Origin of the sequence: Bordetella genomosp. 9 (assembly GCF_002261425.1) — a bacterium.
Taxonomy (GTDB): domain Bacteria; phylum Pseudomonadota; class Gammaproteobacteria; order Burkholderiales; family Burkholderiaceae_B; genus Bordetella_C.
Map to the genome: position 1 here is coordinate 1094660 of NZ_NEVJ01000001.1, position 17299 is coordinate 1111958.

Annotated in this window: 34 protein-coding genes; 6 read left to right on the top strand and 28 right to left on the bottom strand. The window is 60.4% G+C overall.

Annotation, left to right across the window (positions count from 1 at the left end; genetic code table 11):
• Positions 1-29: 29 nt before the first annotated feature.
• A complete protein-coding gene (locus tag CAL26_RS28255) occupies positions 30-977 on the bottom strand; it encodes an aldose 1-epimerase (RefSeq protein WP_179283251.1) in 948 nt (315 codons plus the stop codon).
• Positions 978-1092: 115 nt separating this feature from the next.
• On the opposite strand from CAL26_RS28255, the gene CAL26_RS28260 reads away from it, so the two are divergent.
• Entirely contained in the window at positions 1093-1518 is a 426-nt protein-coding gene (locus tag CAL26_RS28260; protein ID WP_179283252.1) for a hypothetical protein, read from the top strand.
• 350 nt (positions 1519-1868) lie between these two features.
• Here the strand turns inward: CAL26_RS28260 and CAL26_RS04940 are convergent, their stop codons facing one another.
• From CAL26_RS04940 to CAL26_RS05035, 25 genes are all read right to left on the bottom strand, one after another.
• On the bottom strand, positions 1869-2756 hold the full coding sequence (locus CAL26_RS04940) for a tyrosine-type recombinase/integrase (RefSeq protein WP_373454450.1): 888 nt from the start codon (positions 2754-2756) through the stop codon (positions 1869-1871).
• Positions 2651-2968 (bottom strand): helix-turn-helix domain-containing protein, encoded by a 318-nt coding sequence (locus tag CAL26_RS28845; protein ID WP_094845763.1) that lies wholly within the window; start codon positions 2966-2968, stop codon positions 2651-2653. The genes CAL26_RS04940 and CAL26_RS28845 overlap by 106 nt, the downstream gene beginning before the upstream one ends.
• Before the next feature lie 49 nt (positions 2969-3017).
• The gene (locus CAL26_RS04950; RefSeq protein WP_094845764.1) at positions 3018-3296 is read right to left on the bottom strand and encodes a hypothetical protein; all 279 of its coding nucleotides are present in this window, start codon (positions 3294-3296) and stop codon (positions 3018-3020) included.
• Positions 3297-3445: 149 nt separating this feature from the next.
• Complete coding sequence (locus CAL26_RS04955) at positions 3446-3721, bottom strand: hypothetical protein (RefSeq protein ID WP_094845765.1); 276 nt, start codon at positions 3719-3721, stop codon at positions 3446-3448.
• Entirely contained in the window at positions 3718-4119 is a 402-nt protein-coding gene (locus CAL26_RS04960) for a hypothetical protein (RefSeq protein WP_094845766.1), read from the bottom strand. Before CAL26_RS04960 ends, CAL26_RS04955 begins: the two co-directional genes overlap by 4 nt.
• Positions 4106-4351 (bottom strand): hypothetical protein, encoded by a 246-nt coding sequence (locus tag CAL26_RS27995; protein ID WP_143277347.1) that lies wholly within the window; start codon positions 4349-4351, stop codon positions 4106-4108. The genes CAL26_RS04960 and CAL26_RS27995 overlap by 14 nt, the downstream gene beginning before the upstream one ends.
• A complete protein-coding gene (locus CAL26_RS04965; RefSeq protein WP_094845767.1) occupies positions 4344-5867 on the bottom strand; it encodes a hypothetical protein in 1524 nt (507 codons plus the stop codon). The genes CAL26_RS27995 and CAL26_RS04965 overlap by 8 nt, the downstream gene beginning before the upstream one ends.
• A gap of 5 nt (positions 5868-5872) precedes the next feature.
• Positions 5873-6217, bottom strand: coding sequence for a hypothetical protein (locus CAL26_RS04970; protein WP_094845768.1), 345 nt, complete (start codon positions 6215-6217; stop codon positions 5873-5875).
• On the bottom strand, positions 6214-6606 hold the full coding sequence (locus tag CAL26_RS04975) for a hypothetical protein (RefSeq protein WP_143277348.1): 393 nt from the start codon (positions 6604-6606) through the stop codon (positions 6214-6216). Before CAL26_RS04975 ends, CAL26_RS04970 begins: the two co-directional genes overlap by 4 nt.
• Complete coding sequence (locus tag CAL26_RS04980; RefSeq protein WP_094845770.1) at positions 6603-6926, bottom strand: ASCH domain-containing protein; 324 nt, start codon at positions 6924-6926, stop codon at positions 6603-6605. Before CAL26_RS04980 ends, CAL26_RS04975 begins: the two co-directional genes overlap by 4 nt.
• A complete protein-coding gene (locus CAL26_RS04985) occupies positions 6919-7803 on the bottom strand; it encodes a hypothetical protein (protein WP_094845771.1) in 885 nt (294 codons plus the stop codon). Before CAL26_RS04985 ends, CAL26_RS04980 begins: the two co-directional genes overlap by 8 nt.
• Positions 7804-7809: 6 nt before the next feature.
• A complete protein-coding gene (locus CAL26_RS28265; RefSeq protein WP_179283253.1) occupies positions 7810-7959 on the bottom strand; it encodes a hypothetical protein in 150 nt (49 codons plus the stop codon).
• A gap of 10 nt (positions 7960-7969) precedes the next feature.
• The gene (gene ssb, locus CAL26_RS04990) at positions 7970-8419 is read right to left on the bottom strand and encodes a single-stranded DNA-binding protein (protein WP_094845772.1); all 450 of its coding nucleotides are present in this window, start codon (positions 8417-8419) and stop codon (positions 7970-7972) included.
• Positions 8419-9477 carry an AAA family ATPase gene (locus CAL26_RS04995; protein WP_094845773.1) on the bottom strand — a complete coding sequence of 353 codons (1059 nt, stop codon included), beginning with the start codon at positions 9475-9477 and terminating at the stop codon, positions 8419-8421. The genes ssb and CAL26_RS04995 overlap by 1 nt, the downstream gene beginning before the upstream one ends.
• 140 nt (positions 9478-9617) lie before the next feature.
• On the bottom strand, positions 9618-9887 hold the full coding sequence (locus tag CAL26_RS28000; protein WP_143277349.1) for a hypothetical protein: 270 nt from the start codon (positions 9885-9887) through the stop codon (positions 9618-9620).
• The gene (locus CAL26_RS28005; RefSeq protein ID WP_143277350.1) at positions 9884-10102 is read right to left on the bottom strand and encodes a hypothetical protein; all 219 of its coding nucleotides are present in this window, start codon (positions 10100-10102) and stop codon (positions 9884-9886) included. Before CAL26_RS28005 ends, CAL26_RS28000 begins: the two co-directional genes overlap by 4 nt.
• Positions 10099-10368, bottom strand: a complete 270-nt coding sequence (locus CAL26_RS05000) for a hypothetical protein (protein WP_094845774.1) — start codon at positions 10366-10368, stop codon at positions 10099-10101. The genes CAL26_RS28005 and CAL26_RS05000 overlap by 4 nt, the downstream gene beginning before the upstream one ends.
• A complete protein-coding gene (locus tag CAL26_RS28270; RefSeq protein WP_179283254.1) occupies positions 10355-10510 on the bottom strand; it encodes a hypothetical protein in 156 nt (51 codons plus the stop codon). The genes CAL26_RS05000 and CAL26_RS28270 overlap by 14 nt, the downstream gene beginning before the upstream one ends.
• Positions 10511-10606: 96 nt before the next feature.
• A complete protein-coding gene (locus CAL26_RS05005) occupies positions 10607-10891 on the bottom strand; it encodes a hypothetical protein (protein ID WP_094845775.1) in 285 nt (94 codons plus the stop codon).
• Entirely contained in the window at positions 10888-11127 is a 240-nt protein-coding gene (locus CAL26_RS05010) for a hypothetical protein (RefSeq protein WP_094845776.1), read from the bottom strand. The genes CAL26_RS05005 and CAL26_RS05010 overlap by 4 nt, the downstream gene beginning before the upstream one ends.
• A 3-nt stretch (positions 11128-11130) precedes the next feature.
• Positions 11131-11382 (bottom strand): hypothetical protein, encoded by a 252-nt coding sequence (locus CAL26_RS05015; RefSeq protein WP_094845777.1) that lies wholly within the window; start codon positions 11380-11382, stop codon positions 11131-11133.
• Positions 11383-11393: 11 nt separating this feature from the next.
• The gene (locus CAL26_RS05020) at positions 11394-12197 is read right to left on the bottom strand and encodes a DUF7666 domain-containing protein (RefSeq protein WP_094845778.1); all 804 of its coding nucleotides are present in this window, start codon (positions 12195-12197) and stop codon (positions 11394-11396) included.
• Between the two features lie 130 nt (positions 12198-12327).
• The gene (locus CAL26_RS05025) at positions 12328-12558 is read right to left on the bottom strand and encodes a hypothetical protein (RefSeq protein ID WP_094845779.1); all 231 of its coding nucleotides are present in this window, start codon (positions 12556-12558) and stop codon (positions 12328-12330) included.
• 9 nt (positions 12559-12567) lie between these two features.
• Positions 12568-12765: a hypothetical protein gene (locus CAL26_RS05030; protein WP_094845780.1), complete on the bottom strand. Its 198-nt coding sequence runs from the start codon at positions 12763-12765 to the stop codon at positions 12568-12570.
• Between the two features lie 162 nt (positions 12766-12927).
• Positions 12928-13125: a hypothetical protein gene (locus CAL26_RS05035; RefSeq protein WP_094845781.1), complete on the bottom strand. Its 198-nt coding sequence runs from the start codon at positions 13123-13125 to the stop codon at positions 12928-12930.
• Positions 13126-13265: 140 nt separating this feature from the next.
• Between CAL26_RS05035 and CAL26_RS05040 the strand changes: the two genes are divergently transcribed.
• Both CAL26_RS05040 and CAL26_RS05045 read left to right on the top strand, forming a co-directional pair.
• Complete coding sequence (locus CAL26_RS05040; RefSeq protein ID WP_094845782.1) at positions 13266-13499, top strand: Arc family DNA-binding protein; 234 nt, start codon at positions 13266-13268, stop codon at positions 13497-13499.
• 106 nt (positions 13500-13605) lie between these two features.
• The gene (locus CAL26_RS05045; protein WP_094845783.1) at positions 13606-14580 is read left to right on the top strand and encodes a P63C domain-containing protein; all 975 of its coding nucleotides are present in this window, start codon (positions 13606-13608) and stop codon (positions 14578-14580) included.
• A gap of 29 nt (positions 14581-14609) precedes the next feature.
• On the opposite strand, the gene CAL26_RS05050 is transcribed toward CAL26_RS05045, so the two are convergent.
• Positions 14610-15626 carry an acyltransferase family protein gene (locus CAL26_RS05050; protein ID WP_094845784.1) on the bottom strand — a complete coding sequence of 339 codons (1017 nt, stop codon included), beginning with the start codon at positions 15624-15626 and terminating at the stop codon, positions 14610-14612.
• 2 nt (positions 15627-15628) lie between these two features.
• Entirely contained in the window at positions 15629-16417 is a 789-nt protein-coding gene (locus CAL26_RS05055; protein WP_256987975.1) for a LexA family transcriptional regulator, read from the bottom strand.
• An 18-nt stretch (positions 16418-16435) separates the two neighbouring features.
• Between CAL26_RS05055 and CAL26_RS05060 the strand changes: the two genes are divergently transcribed.
• The 3 genes from CAL26_RS05060 to CAL26_RS05070 all read left to right on the top strand — a co-directional run bounded on the left by CAL26_RS05060 (position 16436) and on the right by CAL26_RS05070 (position 17299).
• Positions 16436-16651: a Cro/CI family transcriptional regulator gene (locus CAL26_RS05060; protein WP_094845786.1), complete on the top strand. Its 216-nt coding sequence runs from the start codon at positions 16436-16438 to the stop codon at positions 16649-16651.
• 109 nt (positions 16652-16760) lie between these two features.
• A complete protein-coding gene (locus CAL26_RS28010) occupies positions 16761-17114 on the top strand; it encodes an XRE family transcriptional regulator (protein WP_143277351.1) in 354 nt (117 codons plus the stop codon).
• Positions 17111-17299: a hypothetical protein gene (locus CAL26_RS05070; protein ID WP_094845788.1), complete on the top strand. Its 189-nt coding sequence runs from the start codon at positions 17111-17113 to the stop codon at positions 17297-17299. The genes CAL26_RS28010 and CAL26_RS05070 overlap by 4 nt, the downstream gene beginning before the upstream one ends.

Genomic DNA, 17299 nt, shown 5'->3' on the forward strand with positions numbered 1-17299 from the left:
TCCTGGTGTCCGTCCGGGTGGCGTGGCGGCTACCGCGCGCCGGCTTCGGCCAGCGTCGAGGGCAGCAGCGAAATGCCGCCGGCAAGCGTTGCGCCCGGGGCCAGGACGACCGTGCCGGTGGCGGGATCCGCGCCCGCCGTATCGCCGCGGGCGCCAGCGTCGCCCGCATACCGGTTGAAGGCATCGGTCATGTGCGAAACCGGCTCGATGGCCAGGTGCGGCTTGCCGGGCGGGGTGAAGATGACGAGATGGCTGAATGCCGGGTCCGCTTCCAGCCTGACGGCGGCGTCGCGTTCCGGCCAGGCCACGCAGGCATGGCCATCGAAATCGCGGAAAACGTTGTCGTAGTCGGTGTCCGCCACCGCCAGGCGGGTCGCCAGCGCCGTGGGGGGCGGCGTCAGGCGCGTGGGCAGATGGGTGGCGTCGTTGACCCACATATCGCCGACGCCCGCGCGTATCCAGGTTTCCGGCGTGCGCGGGAAATACGGGTGCCAGCCCAGGCCGGCGGGCTGCGGCAGGGGGCCGGTGTTCCGGATGGACAGCGTCATGCGCAGCCCGGCGTCGTGCAGTTCGAAGGTCTGCCGCGCGGCATAGGGGAAAGGCCAGGCCGGCGACGCGTCCTCCGGCGCGTAGTCCTGCTCCAGCACGGCCTGGTGGCCCGTGCACGAGGCAACGCGCCAGGGCCGCTGCCAGGCCAGGCCGTGCATGGGCAGCGGCGCGTAATCGACGGTGGGCGGGATGGCGTATGTCTGGCCGCCGAAGCGCAGGCGCCCGCCGCCGATGCGGTTGGAGTAGGGCAGCAGGGGGTAGCATGCCGTCAGCCTGGCGATATCGGGTACGCCGTCGCTGGGCCGCAGGATCGGAATGCCGCGCCAGGTGTAGCGCAGGATGGTCCCGCCCAGGCTCGGGCGGATCTCGACGCTGGCATCGCCGTGTTGCAGCCGCAGGGTCGCAGGGTGCGCTGTGGTGTCGTTCATGGACCGATTATGGCGCATCCGGGCATGCCCGGCTGTCGTCCCGGGTGGTCCCGGCGGGAACATGTTTTGCGGCGTGCGGCAGGCAGCGGAACCGATTCCGCAACGGAGCTCCACCATGAAAAAGATGCGTGAACAGCAAGAGAGGAAACATCCGGCCGTCCTGACCGTGCTCCACATCGTGACGGCCGTCGTACTGGCCCTGGCGCCCTGGGCCGCTTCCAGCGTGCAGGCCGCGGACCAGCGTTCGTCTTCGGGTTCTTCGCGCCCGTTGATGCCGGGCAACCAGCCGGCCGGGACGGGGTTGGACCAGCCTGTTCCCGGTTCGACCATGGGGCCGAACGCACAGCGTCCCGGCACGCCCGCGCCGGCGGCCGGAACCGGGGCGCCGCCCATGACCAAGGTGCCGTCGGGCGCGCCGTCTTCATCCATGCCGGGGCAGGGCACCGTGAGCGGCAGCAAGGGTGCGCCCGGCTCGATCGGCGATCCCGCCGGCGGCACGGCGGGATCGCGCGGGGCCAAGGACAACCAGCTCGGCCGCTGAAGGGCGCGCGGGTCCCGCCATAAAAAAGCCGCCCCATCGGGGCGGCTTAAGCTCGTGTGAGATTCGGTCTACCAAACCAAATCCACGGCTATTTTGCCGTCTACACGGCGTCTTAGGAAGTTGGCGTTAACCTTAATGAAAGGTGGGGGAAAAGAAACGGCCCCCATCGCTGGGGGCCGCTGGAATTCTGGAGGCGCAAGCCGGAATCGAACCGACGTACACGGATTTGCAATGCGAATCTGCTGTACGGGCACACAGTGGTAAATCGGTCCTACGTAGGGGAATCCAGACGCCACCCAGGCCATAAAAACCAGGAAAACGCCGGGCAGTGTCAGAAAATCCCCAGACACTTATTCGATGGATTCCAGGGCGTTGCGCATGTCTTCGTTGGCCAGGTGGGCGTACCGCTGCGTGGACCTGGCGCTTTTGTGGCCTAGCACCTTCCCCACCGTGTACAGGCTCTTGCCGCTCTTAATCATCGCGCTCGCGGTGGAGTGCCGCAAGTCATGGAAATGGAGCCCAGGACGGCCTATAGCCTCTCTGGCGTGCCGGAACCAGATCATCATAGATCGATAGCTGATCTTGGGTGGCAAGTGCCGCTTCGCATACCGCTTTATCTTCCGGTGGATCGGCACATGCCGAGGGTCGCCATTCTTGGTGTCCGGGAGAATGAAGTCGCCGTTCTTCGGCGTTGCCGCCCAGATTTCTCCCTTTCGCATACCGGAATAGAAGGCGATCAGGATCAGTGCGCGGGTAGGCCGGTTCTTGCACTTCCTGGCGAGCCTTATTGCGTCCTTGCGGGTCAGATACTCCTGCCGTTCGTTCCGGACCTCCGGCGTCATGACGTGCGATCCCGGGTCCGGGATGGATAGACGTTTCTTCTTCCAGTAGTACCGGCACGCAGCTCTCAGCAGGGCAATACGCTGTTTTACCGTGGCCGGGGCTTTGTCCCAATCGGCAATCATCGCCTCCGCGACCTCGGGCAGCTGGTTCATGCGCTTGCCCTTGTAGAAGTCCTGGCACGCCTCTAGATGGCTCTCGGCCTGGCGATGCGACTTGGTCCCTTCCTTCTCCTTGAGATAAAACAGGACGGCGGTATCGATCTTTGGCACCGCCTGCTCGATCCCCTGCGCTACGGCGTAGAGGCGCGCTGTTTCTTCCTTGTCGAACTTGTCCGCCTGCGCTTGCGTCCATCCCTTTGGAAGTAGCTTTGTAGCTCGGACTCTTCTTCCCTGTATAAGTCGGTCGAACTCAAAACAATATCGACCTCGCTTTTTATCGTGATAGACCGACATGATTGCTCGTATTCGTATATGTCAGTGGAGTCGAATCGGATCAGGCGACCGATCCGGATGCAGGGAATAGGCCCTCCTGGCGCCGCCAACTGGCGCGCCTTGCTGGGGCTGATTTGCAGCCTCTCGGCTACGTCGGCTGGCGTCAGGATGGTCATTCAAGCCCCCATGCTTTCCTGGTTGTCTCTATGATGCGTTGGATGGTGGTCATTCCTGCTTCGATTCCGCGATGGCTTGGTCTATGGCGGCGTCGAGGTCTTCGCCGGTAAGAGCCCATTTCCCGATCCATGACGCGCTATCGACGGCCACATAGAGAGAATCATTGATTTCTCCATCTACCATGACGCCATCCCTCAGCCACGCATACCGCCGCGCCATCTTCACCAGTTCGGCCGTAGTCTCTGCCGCTTCAGGCGATAGATTGTTGGCCTGCACTGCCTCCCAGGAGGCGCGAACTATCGCATCCAATACTTCATTCGTCAGCATCGTCTAGCTCCTGATTGTGTTGCGAGTCTTCGACCAATTGCGCGTTCAGTACGCATGCCGCATCCCAGCCACGCGGGCCGTCATATAGGTCATGGCTCGTCTTCCCGCATGCCATGCACTGCCAAATCTTCCCGGCTGGGGCGTATCTGTCAGGCATCGTCTAGCTCCGGTTTGATGATGAGGCTACTAACGTCTATCCCCGCCAGTCTCGCCATGTCTGCAATCTTGGGGTCGGGAGTCAGAATGGATGCCTTCCATGCGTCAGATGGGGTGTAGCGCCAAGCCACTACTTGTTGAGACCCAACGAACTCGCGGACGGCGCGCTCCGCGTATTCGTGCATATGCTCCATCGTGTAGTACTCCACATCGTGCACGGTCTGGTCACGGCAGATGCCTATGGGGAGGTAGGGTAGGGTTATCTTCACTTGTCTCCTCCCAGCGCAGCGGCAGCGCGCCGTAGGTCGCCGACGGTGAATTTGGCAGGATCTGGCTCGCCGGCCAGTTGGAAGAACATAGGGCGGTAATCGCTGGAGACCATCGACCACATGGCGGCATCCTTGGCGAACGGCCGCAGCGCCGCCTCCAGTTCAACAACGCGGGAATCCAGCGCTTTGATGGTCTCGTTCATCTTGTCGATGCGGGCTTGCATGGCCCGGCAGTCATCCCGGAACATGCAGGCGTTCATGATGTGATGGACACCGGACGCCGAACATTGCAGATTCGCGGATTTGTCAACCGAGGTTTCTTGCATATTCTGCGTTTTGTCAACCACCGCCGCCTTCGCCGCTCTCCTGAGAAGTTCCTTATCGTCAGCCGCGGTCATCGTCATCTTCCTGTTGGTCGGTGCTGAAGGCGTAGGAAACGCGCGTGCTCACTGTGAACTCCAAATCGCATGATGGGCATTCCACCTGGTGCTCGCCTTCCTCATACAGCTGCCACCACTCGTTATCATTGACAGAGCATTCGCCGCCGCAGTGTGGGCACTTAGGCTCGTCGTTACCCCAGAAATCGATAGGGTGTTCTGCTTCGCGCAGAGCCTTGAGACGGTCAGGCATCGTTCGCCCCCTCTGCGGCACGCTGGGCGCGGGCGGCTTCAAGGGTCGCCAAGACCTCATCCCTATCTAGCCAGCGGCCGCCTTTGTGTTTGTAAACACCAGGGACGGAATCGGGATCGTTTTCTGCATGCCCGAAGCGGTAACGAGGCAAGTCTTCGATGCGGGAAAGCAATGACTCCGCATCCCCCGCGCTGGGCTGGCGAGACAGGGCGGTGTGCCAGCGGCGCAATGCTGTTTTCAATACGGGAACAGTTTCGCTATCCTCCGCAATGAGGGCGCATGCCTCAATCTGTGCAAGTGCTCGTGCCCGCTCGTCGCCCTGCGCAGCCGGTGCTGCGGTGGGCGCCAGATAGTGGTCGCACCCAGGTCGGTGCGTCGCTGCCGTCCCTCGGCATAACGGACAAATCAGGCTGGCCAGCTTGCCTTGCATCGGCTCCGCACTCGCATCCGCCACGGCTTGCTGACTGGGTGCAGGCGGGGCGGCGGTGTGCGCTTCGATGGCGTTGAGCGCACAGTTTTCCAGATCATCCCGCGTCGCGATCATCGCTTCCGGCTCGTCGTCAGGGCTGTTGCGGTCGGGAATCTCGCTGATGTTCTGGATGAACGTGCCCCACCATACAGGCAGGCCGCCGTCGTCCTGCGCCGCTTGCTTCTCGGGCTGCGCGGAAGGGGCGGACAGCGGTTCCACTGCCCGTCCACCTTCGCGCATGGCGTCTGCCACGGCCTGCGATGTCGTGGTGTTCCAGGATTGGCTTTTTTCGTTCCAGTAACGCCACGCCACCGGCACCGCCCCTCCCCCGCTGGCAGTTATTAGAGGATTTCGAATAACTGGGTCGGCCTCGCTGGCCAAGTGCAACGCCGTCATGCCGTGGAACGGCATGGCCGACATGGATACCGGCATGTCGTTGCCCGCCATGACTTCGCGCAAATGACCGGAGTCGGCGTAGACGGTCCCGCCTTCGCTCGCGGCAACCGTGGCTTTCAGAGCCCGGATATTCGCGTGAATGTTGCCCACATCCGGCTCGCCATCGGCGTTCAGAGCAAACTCGCTGGCGTACGCCATGCGCGCCGCTTCCAGTTCCGCCACGCGTTTCTCGGCCTCGCTGGCGGCTCCCTTCTCACGCAGCAGCCTGTCAATCTGTTCGCAGGCGCCGGCGTAGGCGCTTTGCAGTTTTGCGCGCTCGGCCTCGCTGGCGGCAGGCAGGGCACGGATGCGCGCGTGGTCCTGAGCCTCCCGGACACTGCGCGGCACATCGTGGCTATCGTGGCCAACGGCATGAATCAATTCGTCCATCTTCTTCAGCCAGTCCTGCGTCGGCATGCCGCCCAGCTTGGCGATGACGGCGCGCTCGATGGCTCGGCCGATCTGGATTAGCCCCGTGTCGTCGGCGATCGTGCGTGCTTGCCACATACCGCCTGTTATCTCGTGTGCGCGGGTTATGTTCAGGCTGTCGCAGGCGTTGATGATGGCGTGCAGGATCGAATCGTCCGTCAGCACGGTAGTGTTGGTGTCCATGTCGTCTATTCCTTGGAGAGCGTCAGCGGCGGAATAGGGTGGTAGTGCGTGACGGTCTTGCAGACCTCGCCGCCCACTTGCCATTGATGACGCAGGGTGTCGGGGTTCAGCACGCGCTGGCCCAGCCGGATATGCCCGTGCTTGTTGATGCGGATCACGTATTGGCCTTCGCAGTGCGGCTCGCCTTTCTCGACAGGCACCCACTGCTCCGCTCGCATCTCGGCGCGGGCCTGGGCGATGATGGCGCGCTCAACGTAGTCGGCCATCCAGCGCATGCGATCCAAATGAGGCAGGTCGGCGGGGCAGAGGGCATGCGCCTCTCGCATTGCCTTGTATGCGGCTTTGCTCATGCTGCGGACTCCTTGTGCTCGATCAGGGAGCGGATGTCGGTAGCGCACTGGTAGCAAGCCCCCGCATGGGGCGACTCGCCACACAATCGCGCTTCGGCCTCGCACCGTTGGGCCGCTTCTTCCAGCGCTTTGCGCCGCTCATCGGCGAGTAGTAGGTCCAGACGATGACGGAACCAAGCGCTTCGGTAAGCGTCCTCATCGTCGTATTCGTAGATGAACGCGTGCAAGGGCGATGCAAGCTTGCTATCCAGCTCCGCACCGTATCCGCCTTCGGCAACGCGTTTGGCGATGAATTCCGAGTTCGCCACTCGCATCGCACAATCTTCCCAACTCGGAAGATTCGAATCCGGTGCTTCCGGCAGGTCTGGCTTGTCAGCGGGGGTGTTCATGTCCGCACCTCAATTGCGTATACCTGGACTGGCTCGGGCCCGAAGTGAGGATGTGTAATGGTCTGGATGGTGTAGCCGCGCCAGGGGAGAATGAGGCGGCGCTCTTGATCGTCGCGCTTCGGGTAGCCTCGTGTCAGGATGATCCGGTCATAGCACCGTTCTACCGTTATCGAACCTTCAACCAGCGAATCGGCATACTTGGATTGCCGCGTAAGGCGTCGCTTCCAATACGGCGTGCAGAGCCGGTATTCCTCGGTCTTGGTGCCCGCCTTGATGGCGTCGAAGTATTCGCCCTTGAGCGAAAGGGTAAGGTCAGCCATTCTTCCCGCCCTCCCTAGCGCTATCTGACATGGCGGCTATCTGCTTGGACAGCCAATCCCGCAGCGCCTGCTCGGCGGCTTCGCGGCTGGGAAGACCACCCGCGATTTCGAACGTGATGCGGCCTTTGCAGCCGTGCCGGTTCAGGTCGGAGAAGATATCCGTGCCGTCGATACGCGCGCACCAGCCGCGCCCTGTCGCAGCTATATAGGGACCTTGTACCCAGTCGGCATCGGGGCGTACCGCATCCTCCTGCTGCGATGGGTGGGCAGGGGCGGCAGCGAGCATGGCGGCATAGATGCGCTTGCAATCCTCTTCGGTGATGTCCTCGTCGCTATACCAGGGGTCCTGCTGCACGCAGGTATGCTTCTGGCAGCCAGCGCTTACCATCTCATCGGTCGGCTCTACCGGCACCATCTCCCACCCGGCCGGCTGCTGGGGTTCTTCGTACAGAGGCACGCAGGTAACGAGGAAGGAACGGTCGAAATCCTTGCCGGCAACACCAAAAGGCTCATGCGCCTGAATCGTGCTGAACTTGATCCTCTGGATACAGTCGTTCTCGTCCCAGAGAAGGTACGCATATCCGAACGGGGGCTCGGCCGGCTGCTGGGGCTCCCACGCATCGGAATACCGCCGCAGATCATCTGCGACAGCTTGCGGATCGACAGAATATCCACCAGGCAGGACGGTGCGGATAAGGTGCTCTACGTCGATCTTGGGCGGCTGCTGGGGCTGGGCGTCCAGTTCGATAGCGGCGTCCCGTAGGCGCATCCCCTCATCGCAGGTAGCTACCGATTCGGCGCAAGCTGAGCACCATGTCTGGTGCAGCGCAAACGCCTTCCAAGCCTCGGCGCGGGTCGACTGTTCTTTGCTATCCATGATTCCTTACGCAGCGATGAACTTGCGGATGCGGGTGGTAAAACTCGTCGTGCGCTGGAATTCGCGGGCCTCCGAGCGAGACTGCGCCATCGTGTAGTTCACCCATTTGCCGGTGCTACGTGAAAATACCTGTACGATCCATACGTGTTCTTGCATGGCTGGCTCCTTAGAAGGGGATGTCGTCGTCCATGTCCGCCAGGTTCTGCTCCGGCGTCTTGGCGGGTTGGGAAGGTTGCGGCGCAGACTTGCGGTCGGCATAGCTGCTGCGCTTCTGCTGGGGCTCGCGCTCCTGGTCGTTGTCCTTCCCGGCCAGCATTTGCATCTGGTCGGCCACGACCTCGGTCACATAGCGCTTATCGCCATCTTTTTCGTACTCTCGGGTGCGCATGCGGCCGGAGACATAGACTTGCTTGCCCTTGGTCAAATACTCGGCGCAGATTTCGGCCAACTTGCCGAAGACGACGATGCGGACCCATTCGGTGCCGTCTTTGTCTTTGGTCTTCCAGCCGACAGCAAGGGAAAAGTTCACGACGCATCCGCCATCAGCCCCATAGCGGGTCTCAGGATCGCGTCCCAGCCGGCCGATGAATTCGCATCGGTTCAGATCGTTAGCCATTACGCAGCCTCCTGCTGGTGCTGTTCAGGCTCCAGGAAATCGCGCAGCTGCTTGAGGCCTTGTTTGAGCATGGTGCTGTGCATGTTCTCGACCTTGGTCCAGCTGCGCGTCTGGAAAAACTGCTCCATCCACTCAGCGCGCTTCTGCTTGTCTTCGACGGACATGCTGGGTGCGTGCTTCTTCATCAGTTCGATGATTTCCTCGGAAGCGATGGCCCGGTCCTGCTTCTCGCTGTCCCATCCGCTTTCGTCGGCATCGGGGAACATTTCCTTGGAATCACGCTGGTCCATGCTCTCGAAGTGCTGACCGCCGATGTTCAGGAAGTCGAAGTGCCCGCGCAACTTGTTGTAGTTGGGCTTGTCGATTTCATGGCCGTTCAGCTTGTCGGCGCGATCCTTCTGGATGACAGCGACGTTGACGGTCTTGTTGGCCTCACGTCGAGCCACCATCTCGATCAGCAAGGACGGCTCGTAGCCGAGTTCCTTTTCCGTCGCCATGCGGGTACCGGTGCTGATGAGTTCCTTCTTGCCGGTGCCGTCATCCTTGTCCTGGTACTCGTAGATGTTGCCGGCACGGCCGCAGACGATGACATGCATCTTGGAGGACAAGAAGCGGTCAGTGAATTCCGCCCACGCCGCTTTGATAGGGCGCCAGTGCTGGAATTCCAGAGACAGGAGCGGCTTGCGCCCGTTGCGGCGTCGGGACTCGTTCAGGCGGTCCAGGAACGATTCCTGAGCATCCCGCCATACGTGGGTAATGCTGTCGATGATGGCGATATCGCTGACCTGCTCGGCCTCGTCCATGAATAGCATGAGGTCAGCCAGGGCGCGGCTTTCATCCGCGACAAGCAGTTCGATCCCGGCGTCATCAAAAAGCGGCTTGACGAAGGAAAACGCCGGCTCGGTATCGAAAGCAACGACCGGCTTGGTGCTGCCAATCGCCTTATGCAGCCCGATAGCGATTTCCGTCGCGGTACGGGTCTTACCGGAGCCAGCGGCGCCGTACAGACCCACTTTTGCGTAGGCCATTTTGTTCGTTGCGGGCTTCAACAGTCCCATATTCTTTCTCCAGTTACCTGTGTGCGATACGCGCCGAGTACTCGGCAGTCCTGACCCTCTGCGAGTCCTGGTAGTCCCAATGTGATGCCAGGAGATAGCAGGCGATGATTACGGCGAGCTTCCAGCCGTGTTTCCACAGATCATCCATTGCTGACTCCGATGGCCTTGGCAATGGCGGCGCGGGCGTTATCGACCTCGGTAGTTGGGTCAGATAGTTCGCACTCAGCACGCCACAGGAGTTCTTCCAGCGCCTCCAGCAGCTCTGGCGCAGCGGCGATCAGGCGGGCGTTGGGTTCCTGTTCCTTGCGCAGACTGACAAATCCCACTTGTCTGCCATCAGCGTCGTCTATGCAGATTCCGCCGTGTCCATCGGGAATACCAAACCATGGGCCTTTCGTGTGCTGTTTCACGCCGCCACCTTTTCGGTTAGAACCTTCTCGGGCATCGACGCGCTGACCCAGAAGCCAGCGGCGTTCTTGCACATACCCTTGGTCTGCATTTCGTTGACTGTCATACAGCGACGGTCTTTGCCGAACTCGCCAGTGCGATGCTTGTCGAACGCAAAGGAGGAATTGAAGTACTCCTTGCATCCCTGGCATTGATTACGATCACCAGTCAGATTCACGCCGCCATCCTCCGAAGCGCTTCCGCTTCCTCTTTCTTCGCCGGCTCGATGTTGTCCCAGACCTGGTGCATGATGTCGGGCGAGACTTCTTCCTCAATCCTGGCCTGGGCCTTCTTGTCGTAGATCAGCCGCACGCAGTGGTTCGGGCGCAGCGGGAAGCCATTCGCCCAGACGCGGTAGCAGACCTCGACATCGTCCAAGACCTTCTTGGCCGGATCTGTGAACAGGTACCAATCCTCGATCACCACGTCGTCATCGTTGTCCATGGCTTTCTCCGGGGTCGGCCTCGGCGGCTTCAACGATCTGCCGGGCGGTAAGGGTCAGCGTCGGTTCGTCGCCGTCTTCCGCGTCATCAAGCAAGCATCGCGCGGCGATGACCCAGTCGTCAGGGATAAATCCTTTAGTCATGCGTCTCTCCAATCAGTGGGTCACAATCCCTGTGCCACTTCGCCAGTCGATCCAGCAGCGGCGCTATTCCTTGTGCGACCAGCAGGTAGCCGATAATCAAGAAGCCGGCCATTCCGCTATCTCCTGCTCAATGGCTGCTTCAAGGCGCTTGCGAAGGTCCGCAGTCCACTGGGTGGTGTCCCGAGCCACGGCGGTGATATAAGCTGCCTTATCGTGCAGGTCCGGATCATCCATAAGCCCCTGCGCGTCGATACGCTGCACCCACCACATACGGGTGTGATGGTCTGAATCCCATGCGGACGGGCGGCGAAGGACTTCCATCACTTCGTCGACAGTCGCGCTGATTACGTCAGGCTCGCGGAAGGTGGGGAGGGCGCTCATTTGCGGGCCTCTAGCATGGCGTCGGCGATCTGGTATGACATCGACGCGACCCAATCCGCACCATCTTCACGCCGGGACAGATACGACAGCATCGGCTCAGCGCCACCATTTGCAGCCTCGCTGTTAGCGAGTATCCCAGCGAGCGCTTTGGCTGCGAAGTAGTCGCGCATCGTGAGCCCGTTGTGGCCCTCGTAGCGATGATCGCGAGGGAAGGCCGGTTCAAGTGGTTCGCTCATCTCTCACTCCATCCCCGGCACGCCGGGCAAGTGTTCACGCAACGGCGTCTCGCCAGTCCTCGCAGCAGCGTCTAGGGCGAGTTCGTTGCGGTAGTGGGCCTGCGCAGCCGGAGCCGCCGCATTGGCGATTACGGTGTCGATGTAGCCCGTATCAACCTCATGTGGCTTGAGGAAACGGCGCGCATACTTCAATGCGGTCAGGAGTTCCGCAATCTGCGGGTTCTCCTGCAGGGTGAAGTCGGGGGGGATAGACATGGAGGGGCTCCTTACTCAGCTTCCACGAACTCGCCATCAGCATTCAGCGAGTACCACGTATCCGGCTTGATGCCATCCTGGCCAACTATGGCCGCGCGGATGTGAACGATGCGGCCGTAGCCGTCGCCGTCGGATTCGATGTCGCGATAGCAGACGACGATGGCGCAACCGTCGAGGCCCTTGGCGCGGCCCTGGGTGCCAACTGCAGCGGCGACGGCGTGCTTGCCCGTGGCAGAAGCAGCACCCCGGTTGCCCGTGGCAGAAGCAGCACCCTGGTAGCCCGTGGCAGAAGCAGCACCCTGGTCGCCCGTGGCAGAAGCAGCACCCTGGTCGCCCGTGGCAGAAGCAGCACCCTGGTCGCCCGTGGCAGAAGCAGCACCCTGGTCGCCCGTGGCAGAAGCAGCACCCTGGTCGCCCGTGGCAGAAGCAGCACCCTGGTCGCCCGTGGCGGTTTCACCTTCCGGCTTCGAGCGGCTGAACGTGTAGTCGATAGCCGCTTTGATGATGCCCGGCAGCGTCAGTTCAGCCTTGATCGTGATGCGCGAGCTGGCGACCTTGGTGTCGCCGCCTTCGCGGCTGATCTGCCCGGACTGTTCAACGATGGCGAAGCGGTTGCCCGCCGGCGCGTAGTAGTCGAAGACGTTCAGCGGGTACTCGCAGGCATGGAAGCCGCGGCGGCAGGCCTCGATCTCTCCATCCAGTTCGTAGGTCTCGCCGATCTTGTACTGGAACGGCTTATCGTCCGGATTGCAGATCAGGTCTTTGTCGAAGCCCTTGTACGAGATGACGACTTCTTCTTTCTTCTGGTCTTCCACGGAGTTCTCCGGTATGGACTGCGTTGTGTTAGGTCAGAGATTCAGGGGAGGAAGCAAGTCCGCTTGGCTGACGAATGGCTAGGAGGGAGTGCCGCGCTTCCTGTTTCCTCTCCTGAATCCCCGTTAGGGGCTACGCTTCGATCCACTCGAAATCCGGCACTCGATCCCAAGGATTCGGCGGCATAGAGCGCCCCGCAATCGGAATCACTGCGGGATAGCCACCGATCAGTTCGAACACTTCGACGCTCGGATCAGGGCACGCGCGCATCTGCTCCAGAACGCCGCGCTCCGTGTAGGCGTAGCGCTTGTCCGTCGGCCCAACGACGACGAAGCGGGCGGTCAGGCGTTTGAGGATTTGCATGGGGAGTCCTTAGGCGTTGACGTTGTCTTTGAAGCCTTCCCAGTGCGCTTCCAGGCGCTCCAGGGAGATATCGCCGGCCAGGTCATGGCGATGCGGGCCGCAGACATTGCGGGCCTCGCGCATTTGGTAATTGCCGTTCTGCTTCTTCAGCACGCACCCTTCGTCCCGGACTTCTCCGTAGGCTTCGATTTCTTGGATCAGGTTCATCGTCATCTCCGTTGCGGTGGGTGAGTGCGTAGGTGCTGCGTGTTGAGAGAACTATACATGCGTTGTTTAGTGGTCGTCAAGCGGACTAACCTAAAAAAGTTGAGGCAAAGCGACAGACGAAAAAAAACCCGCCGGAGCGGGTTTCTTGGGTGGGCAGGTTAGTCAACAGGAAAGTTGGTCGGCGGCTTGGTGTGCCAGGTCTAACGCCAGCATCAAAAAGCTATCTTGCAGGTCTTGCCTCATTGCCATGAAGTGGCTGAATCCCAGTCCAGTGGCTGCGGTAAGAAGCGCCTCCAGTTGGGCCAGTTTGGACACGGCTTCCTCATAGCGATCTATCTCTATGCTCTTCGGTTGGTGCATAGTCCCTCTCCGCGTAAACGGCAACGTCTGCCGTTTATTCATTGCATCATCTGTCATTAAGTTGCAATCAGCGGATCAGGCGCCGAATACCATCACAGTGCGTCTATTTGATCCATCACTGTGCGGGCAGACTGCCGCGCATGGCACGAGCACGAACTACCGGAATCAGGCTTTGGGACCAGGTGACGCTACGCCTGCCGCCCGGAATGCGCGACCAGATCAACGATCTAGCGGCGGAAAACGGCCGGTCGGCCAACGCTGAGATAGTGGCGCGGTTGCAGGCATCCATGGAGTCTGCCCCGTTAAGCCTGGAGGCCGTGCGCCAAGCCGTCCGGGAAGAGGTGCGGGCTGCGTTAGTTGAAAAGCACAAGTGACCCCTACCCGCAGTGATCTCAATGCAAGCACACAAATAATTATCTGCTTGCAAAGTATGCAGATGCTGTTCATAATGCAAGCACAACGACCGATTGAGGTGCTTGCATGAACGAAGAATCGAAACCTGAGGCCAAAGGCCGAGCCAAGGGAGGGCTTGCGCGGGCCGCAAAGCTATCGCCGGAGGAGCGGAGCGAGATTGCGCGCAGAGCGGCGCAGAAGCGGTATGGTCTGAAAGCATCCCATCGAGGGAACTTCAAGGATCAGTTCGGTATCGACGTTGAGTGCTACGTGATTGACGATGCGAAGAAGACCGCCGTCATCAGCCAGATCGGCATGGGACAAGCCATTGGACTTTCTTCGCGAGGCAATGCGTTCCCGCGCTTCTTGGAAAGCCAAGCAATGGGGCCTTACCTTGGCGCGGAGATTCGTAAAAAACTCGAAAATCCCCTTATTTTTCAATGGCGTAACGATGGCGCGGGACCTCCAATCACGATCCACGGTTACGAGGCGACACTGCTTATAGATGTTTGCCAAGCCATCACGAAAGCACAAGCGCACAAGGCGCTGAAATCGCATCAACAAAAGATTGCGCACGCTGCCGCTGTGCTACTTGGTGCCTCGGCCAAGTCGGGCATTGATGGCTTGGTTTACGCGCTGGCCGGGTATAACCGAACAAAAGAAGAGGTCATCGAGGCATACAAGATGTATGTCCGCGAAGAGGCCAGGGAATACGAGAGGGAGTTCACGCCGGAGCTGTACGAAGAGTGGTACAGGTTATACGGGTTGGCGCGCCCCGTTCGTGGGCGCCCCTGGGAGTTCCGATACCTCACCATCGACCACATTTATAAGCCCCTTGCTCGCAGCTCTGGCAAGGTTTTCGAGCTGGCGAAAAGCACTAAGGCTGAGCACGGAGAGGCGACCGATAAGATCCACCAATTTCTCTCCGAGGTTGGTGTTAAAGCCTTGAGAACTCAGATCGGGAAAATCACCGGTATCGCTACGGTTTCCAACAGCCGCGAGGAGTACGAAAAGCACATCCAGGAGAAGGTGTTCGGTCAAGCTTCACTAAGGCTGGAATGATCATGAATAGCCGCCTCCGGGCGGCTTTTTCATGCCTGCGCCCCGGCCGGGATGCCCACGGATGAGCGGCGAAGGAGAGGCCGTTCCACCAGGTGCCAAGACAGGCAGGCGGCGGTCAAGGTCAGCACAACGGCATCGACCAGCCCCAGCCACGGGTTGGCGAACGCACCTACGGCAATCAGCGCCTGGATGATGGGGAAGTGGTACAGGTAAATGCCATACGACACGTCGCCCAGCCGGCCGGCCGACAAATGCATCTTTCCGCCGGTCGCCAGGAAGATCGTCAAGCTGGCGTAGAAGAACGGTTGAACGAGAGGCTCCCAGGGCGTGCCACGGGCCATCCAGAAGACAACCCCAGACGCGAGGGCGATGTACCCAGCCCTGGCGAAGATCCGCCCATCCATCGCCAGCAGCGAGCCGAGGACGAAGAAGGAGAGCTGGCCCGGGAACTGGCGGGCAAGTTCGGCGGAGCCGTGGCTGAGGAAGAAGTACGCCCAGGCGATGCTGGCAGCGGCAATGACCAGGGCCACAGGCAGGGCGCGGAAGCGCTTGAACAGCCAGAAGATGACCGGGACGCAGAAGTACAGAGCCACCTCGATCTTGAGCGTCCAGAGCGCGCCGTCCATCGCCGGCATGGGGTTGGACTCGAAGACGCCCGGTAGTGTCGGCTGTAGGAAGTTGAGGAAGATCGCGTTGAATGCGAAGTATTTCCAAGTCGTAGGAGAAGATAGGAAGTCGCCCAGCGGCAACCGCGTCAGGCAGGCGCCAATGACCAGGCATAGCAGGATCGCGCATAGGTACGCGGGATAGATCCGCCGCAGCCGCTTTTCCGCGAACTCGGTCAGCGATCCGCTGGAGCGGTAGCTCCGCATGACCAGGAAGCCGCTGACCACGAAGAATGCCTTGACCGCGAAATCTGAATCGAAGAAGGGCCGGAAGGTTTGGAAGTCCGGAAGCCCCGTGACGTCGGCCACGTGCGCGCCGACCACGATCAGCGCCAGGATGATGCGCAACGCATCGAAGTTGTTGGACTTGTGGCTGTCCATTCTCAATTGGAGGCGAAACCGGACCCTGACCGGTAGACGACTTCTCCGATTATCTGTAGCCGCTCCATGTCCTCAACGGTTACGTCGCGGTCCGGGTACTTGCTGTTGTAGGAGTGCAGCATCAGCGCACCGCCAGCCTTCTTGAATACCTGCTTTACGAGCGGCTCATCTTCGAACAGCACGGCGTAGACAACGCCATCCCTCACCGCTGTTTTGGTCACATCGACCATCACCATGTCCCTGTTAAACAGGAATGGTTCCATCGAATCGCCCCGCACCATAACCAGCTTGCAATTGGCTGGCTTGGACCCAAGCGCCTGGAAAAAGGCCACATTGAAGGGTAGGGCTGCCTTTTCCCTTATTTCCCACTGTACACCGCCGTCTCCTGCGCTCACCCTGTAGTCCCAGCGGTCTATCCAGACGCGTTCTTCTCCCTCGGGCAAGTCCTCAGGACGGTCCCAGACAGCCACTTTCCCTTCTGCTAGTTGTGCCGAAGCTCCTACTTTAGGACCAGTCCCACGACTTAGCCAAGTCGGATTGACGCCCAACGCGCCAGCCGTGGCGATCAGGTTTTCCCCTTTCAGCTCGGTCACCGCTCCGGATACCCAGTGCGCGATGGCGCTTCGCGTCACCCGTACGCGGCGCGCTAATTCGGATTGGCTGATGCCCCTGCCGCCATCGGCTTCGGCCATCGCTTCCTTGAGTCTTTCTTGCAACGAGGTCATGGTTAGCAGAATAACCGGTTGCCTGTTGAGCCAACTTTCGGTATGCTTGTTGAGCGAAATATCCATACGCTAAATAGGCTCTGCATGACCACGCTGACTAAGCAAAACGCGATCGATCTGTTTGGCAATGGCGCCGAGCTTGCCCGCGCTCTTGGGTTCACGCGCAGCGCCATTTCTCAATGGCCGCATGAACTCGATAAGGGCCGCAGCTACATGGTCGTGGGCGCTGCTTTGTGCCACGGCAAGGTTCGGTCGCGGAGCCAGCTCCACGAGTTCTTGCGCGTTCGAAATTCCGCCTGATCGCTTCTTCATGCGCCCATCCATTGTTGATGGGCTCTTTTTTAGCCGCAGTTCAACTCGTAACTCTAGTCGTAATCCCATTGTTTTTTTCTAACCGCGAACAAAAAAAATGACCGCATCTCAACAACTTACCTACGTAGCACCGCACCAGTTGGTTAACAAGGCGGAAGTCAGCGAATGCCAGACATTCCGCGACGCCGTCCAACTGGCCTGGAAGCACCGGGCAGACAAGGCAATGACGAAAGAGCGCTTCGCCGCGCTGATCGAATGCCATCCGCCTCATGTGAGCCAGTGGCTGAATCCGAAGGTGTACGACAAGCACGGTCGGCGGTATCCCGACCTGCCGGCAGAGAAGTTGGCCGTAGCGGAGCAGGTGCTGGGAAACCACGCGATGCAGCAGTTCTTGAATCGCAGGCAGGGAATCAAGTTGGTGCGGTACGTGATTGACGAGGACACCGAATGACGCATGACCAGGCGCACGAGTACGCAACACAGGTGGCCCGCGAAGAGTGGGCCAAGGCAGGAAAGAACATGGAGACAACCCTAAAAGCGTTGGATCGACGCGCCGAGAAGGATCCGAAGTTCAAGGAAGCCCGCGAGATATTGAGCTTCCGCAGCTTGTTGGAAGAACAGCAGACGAGGCATTAA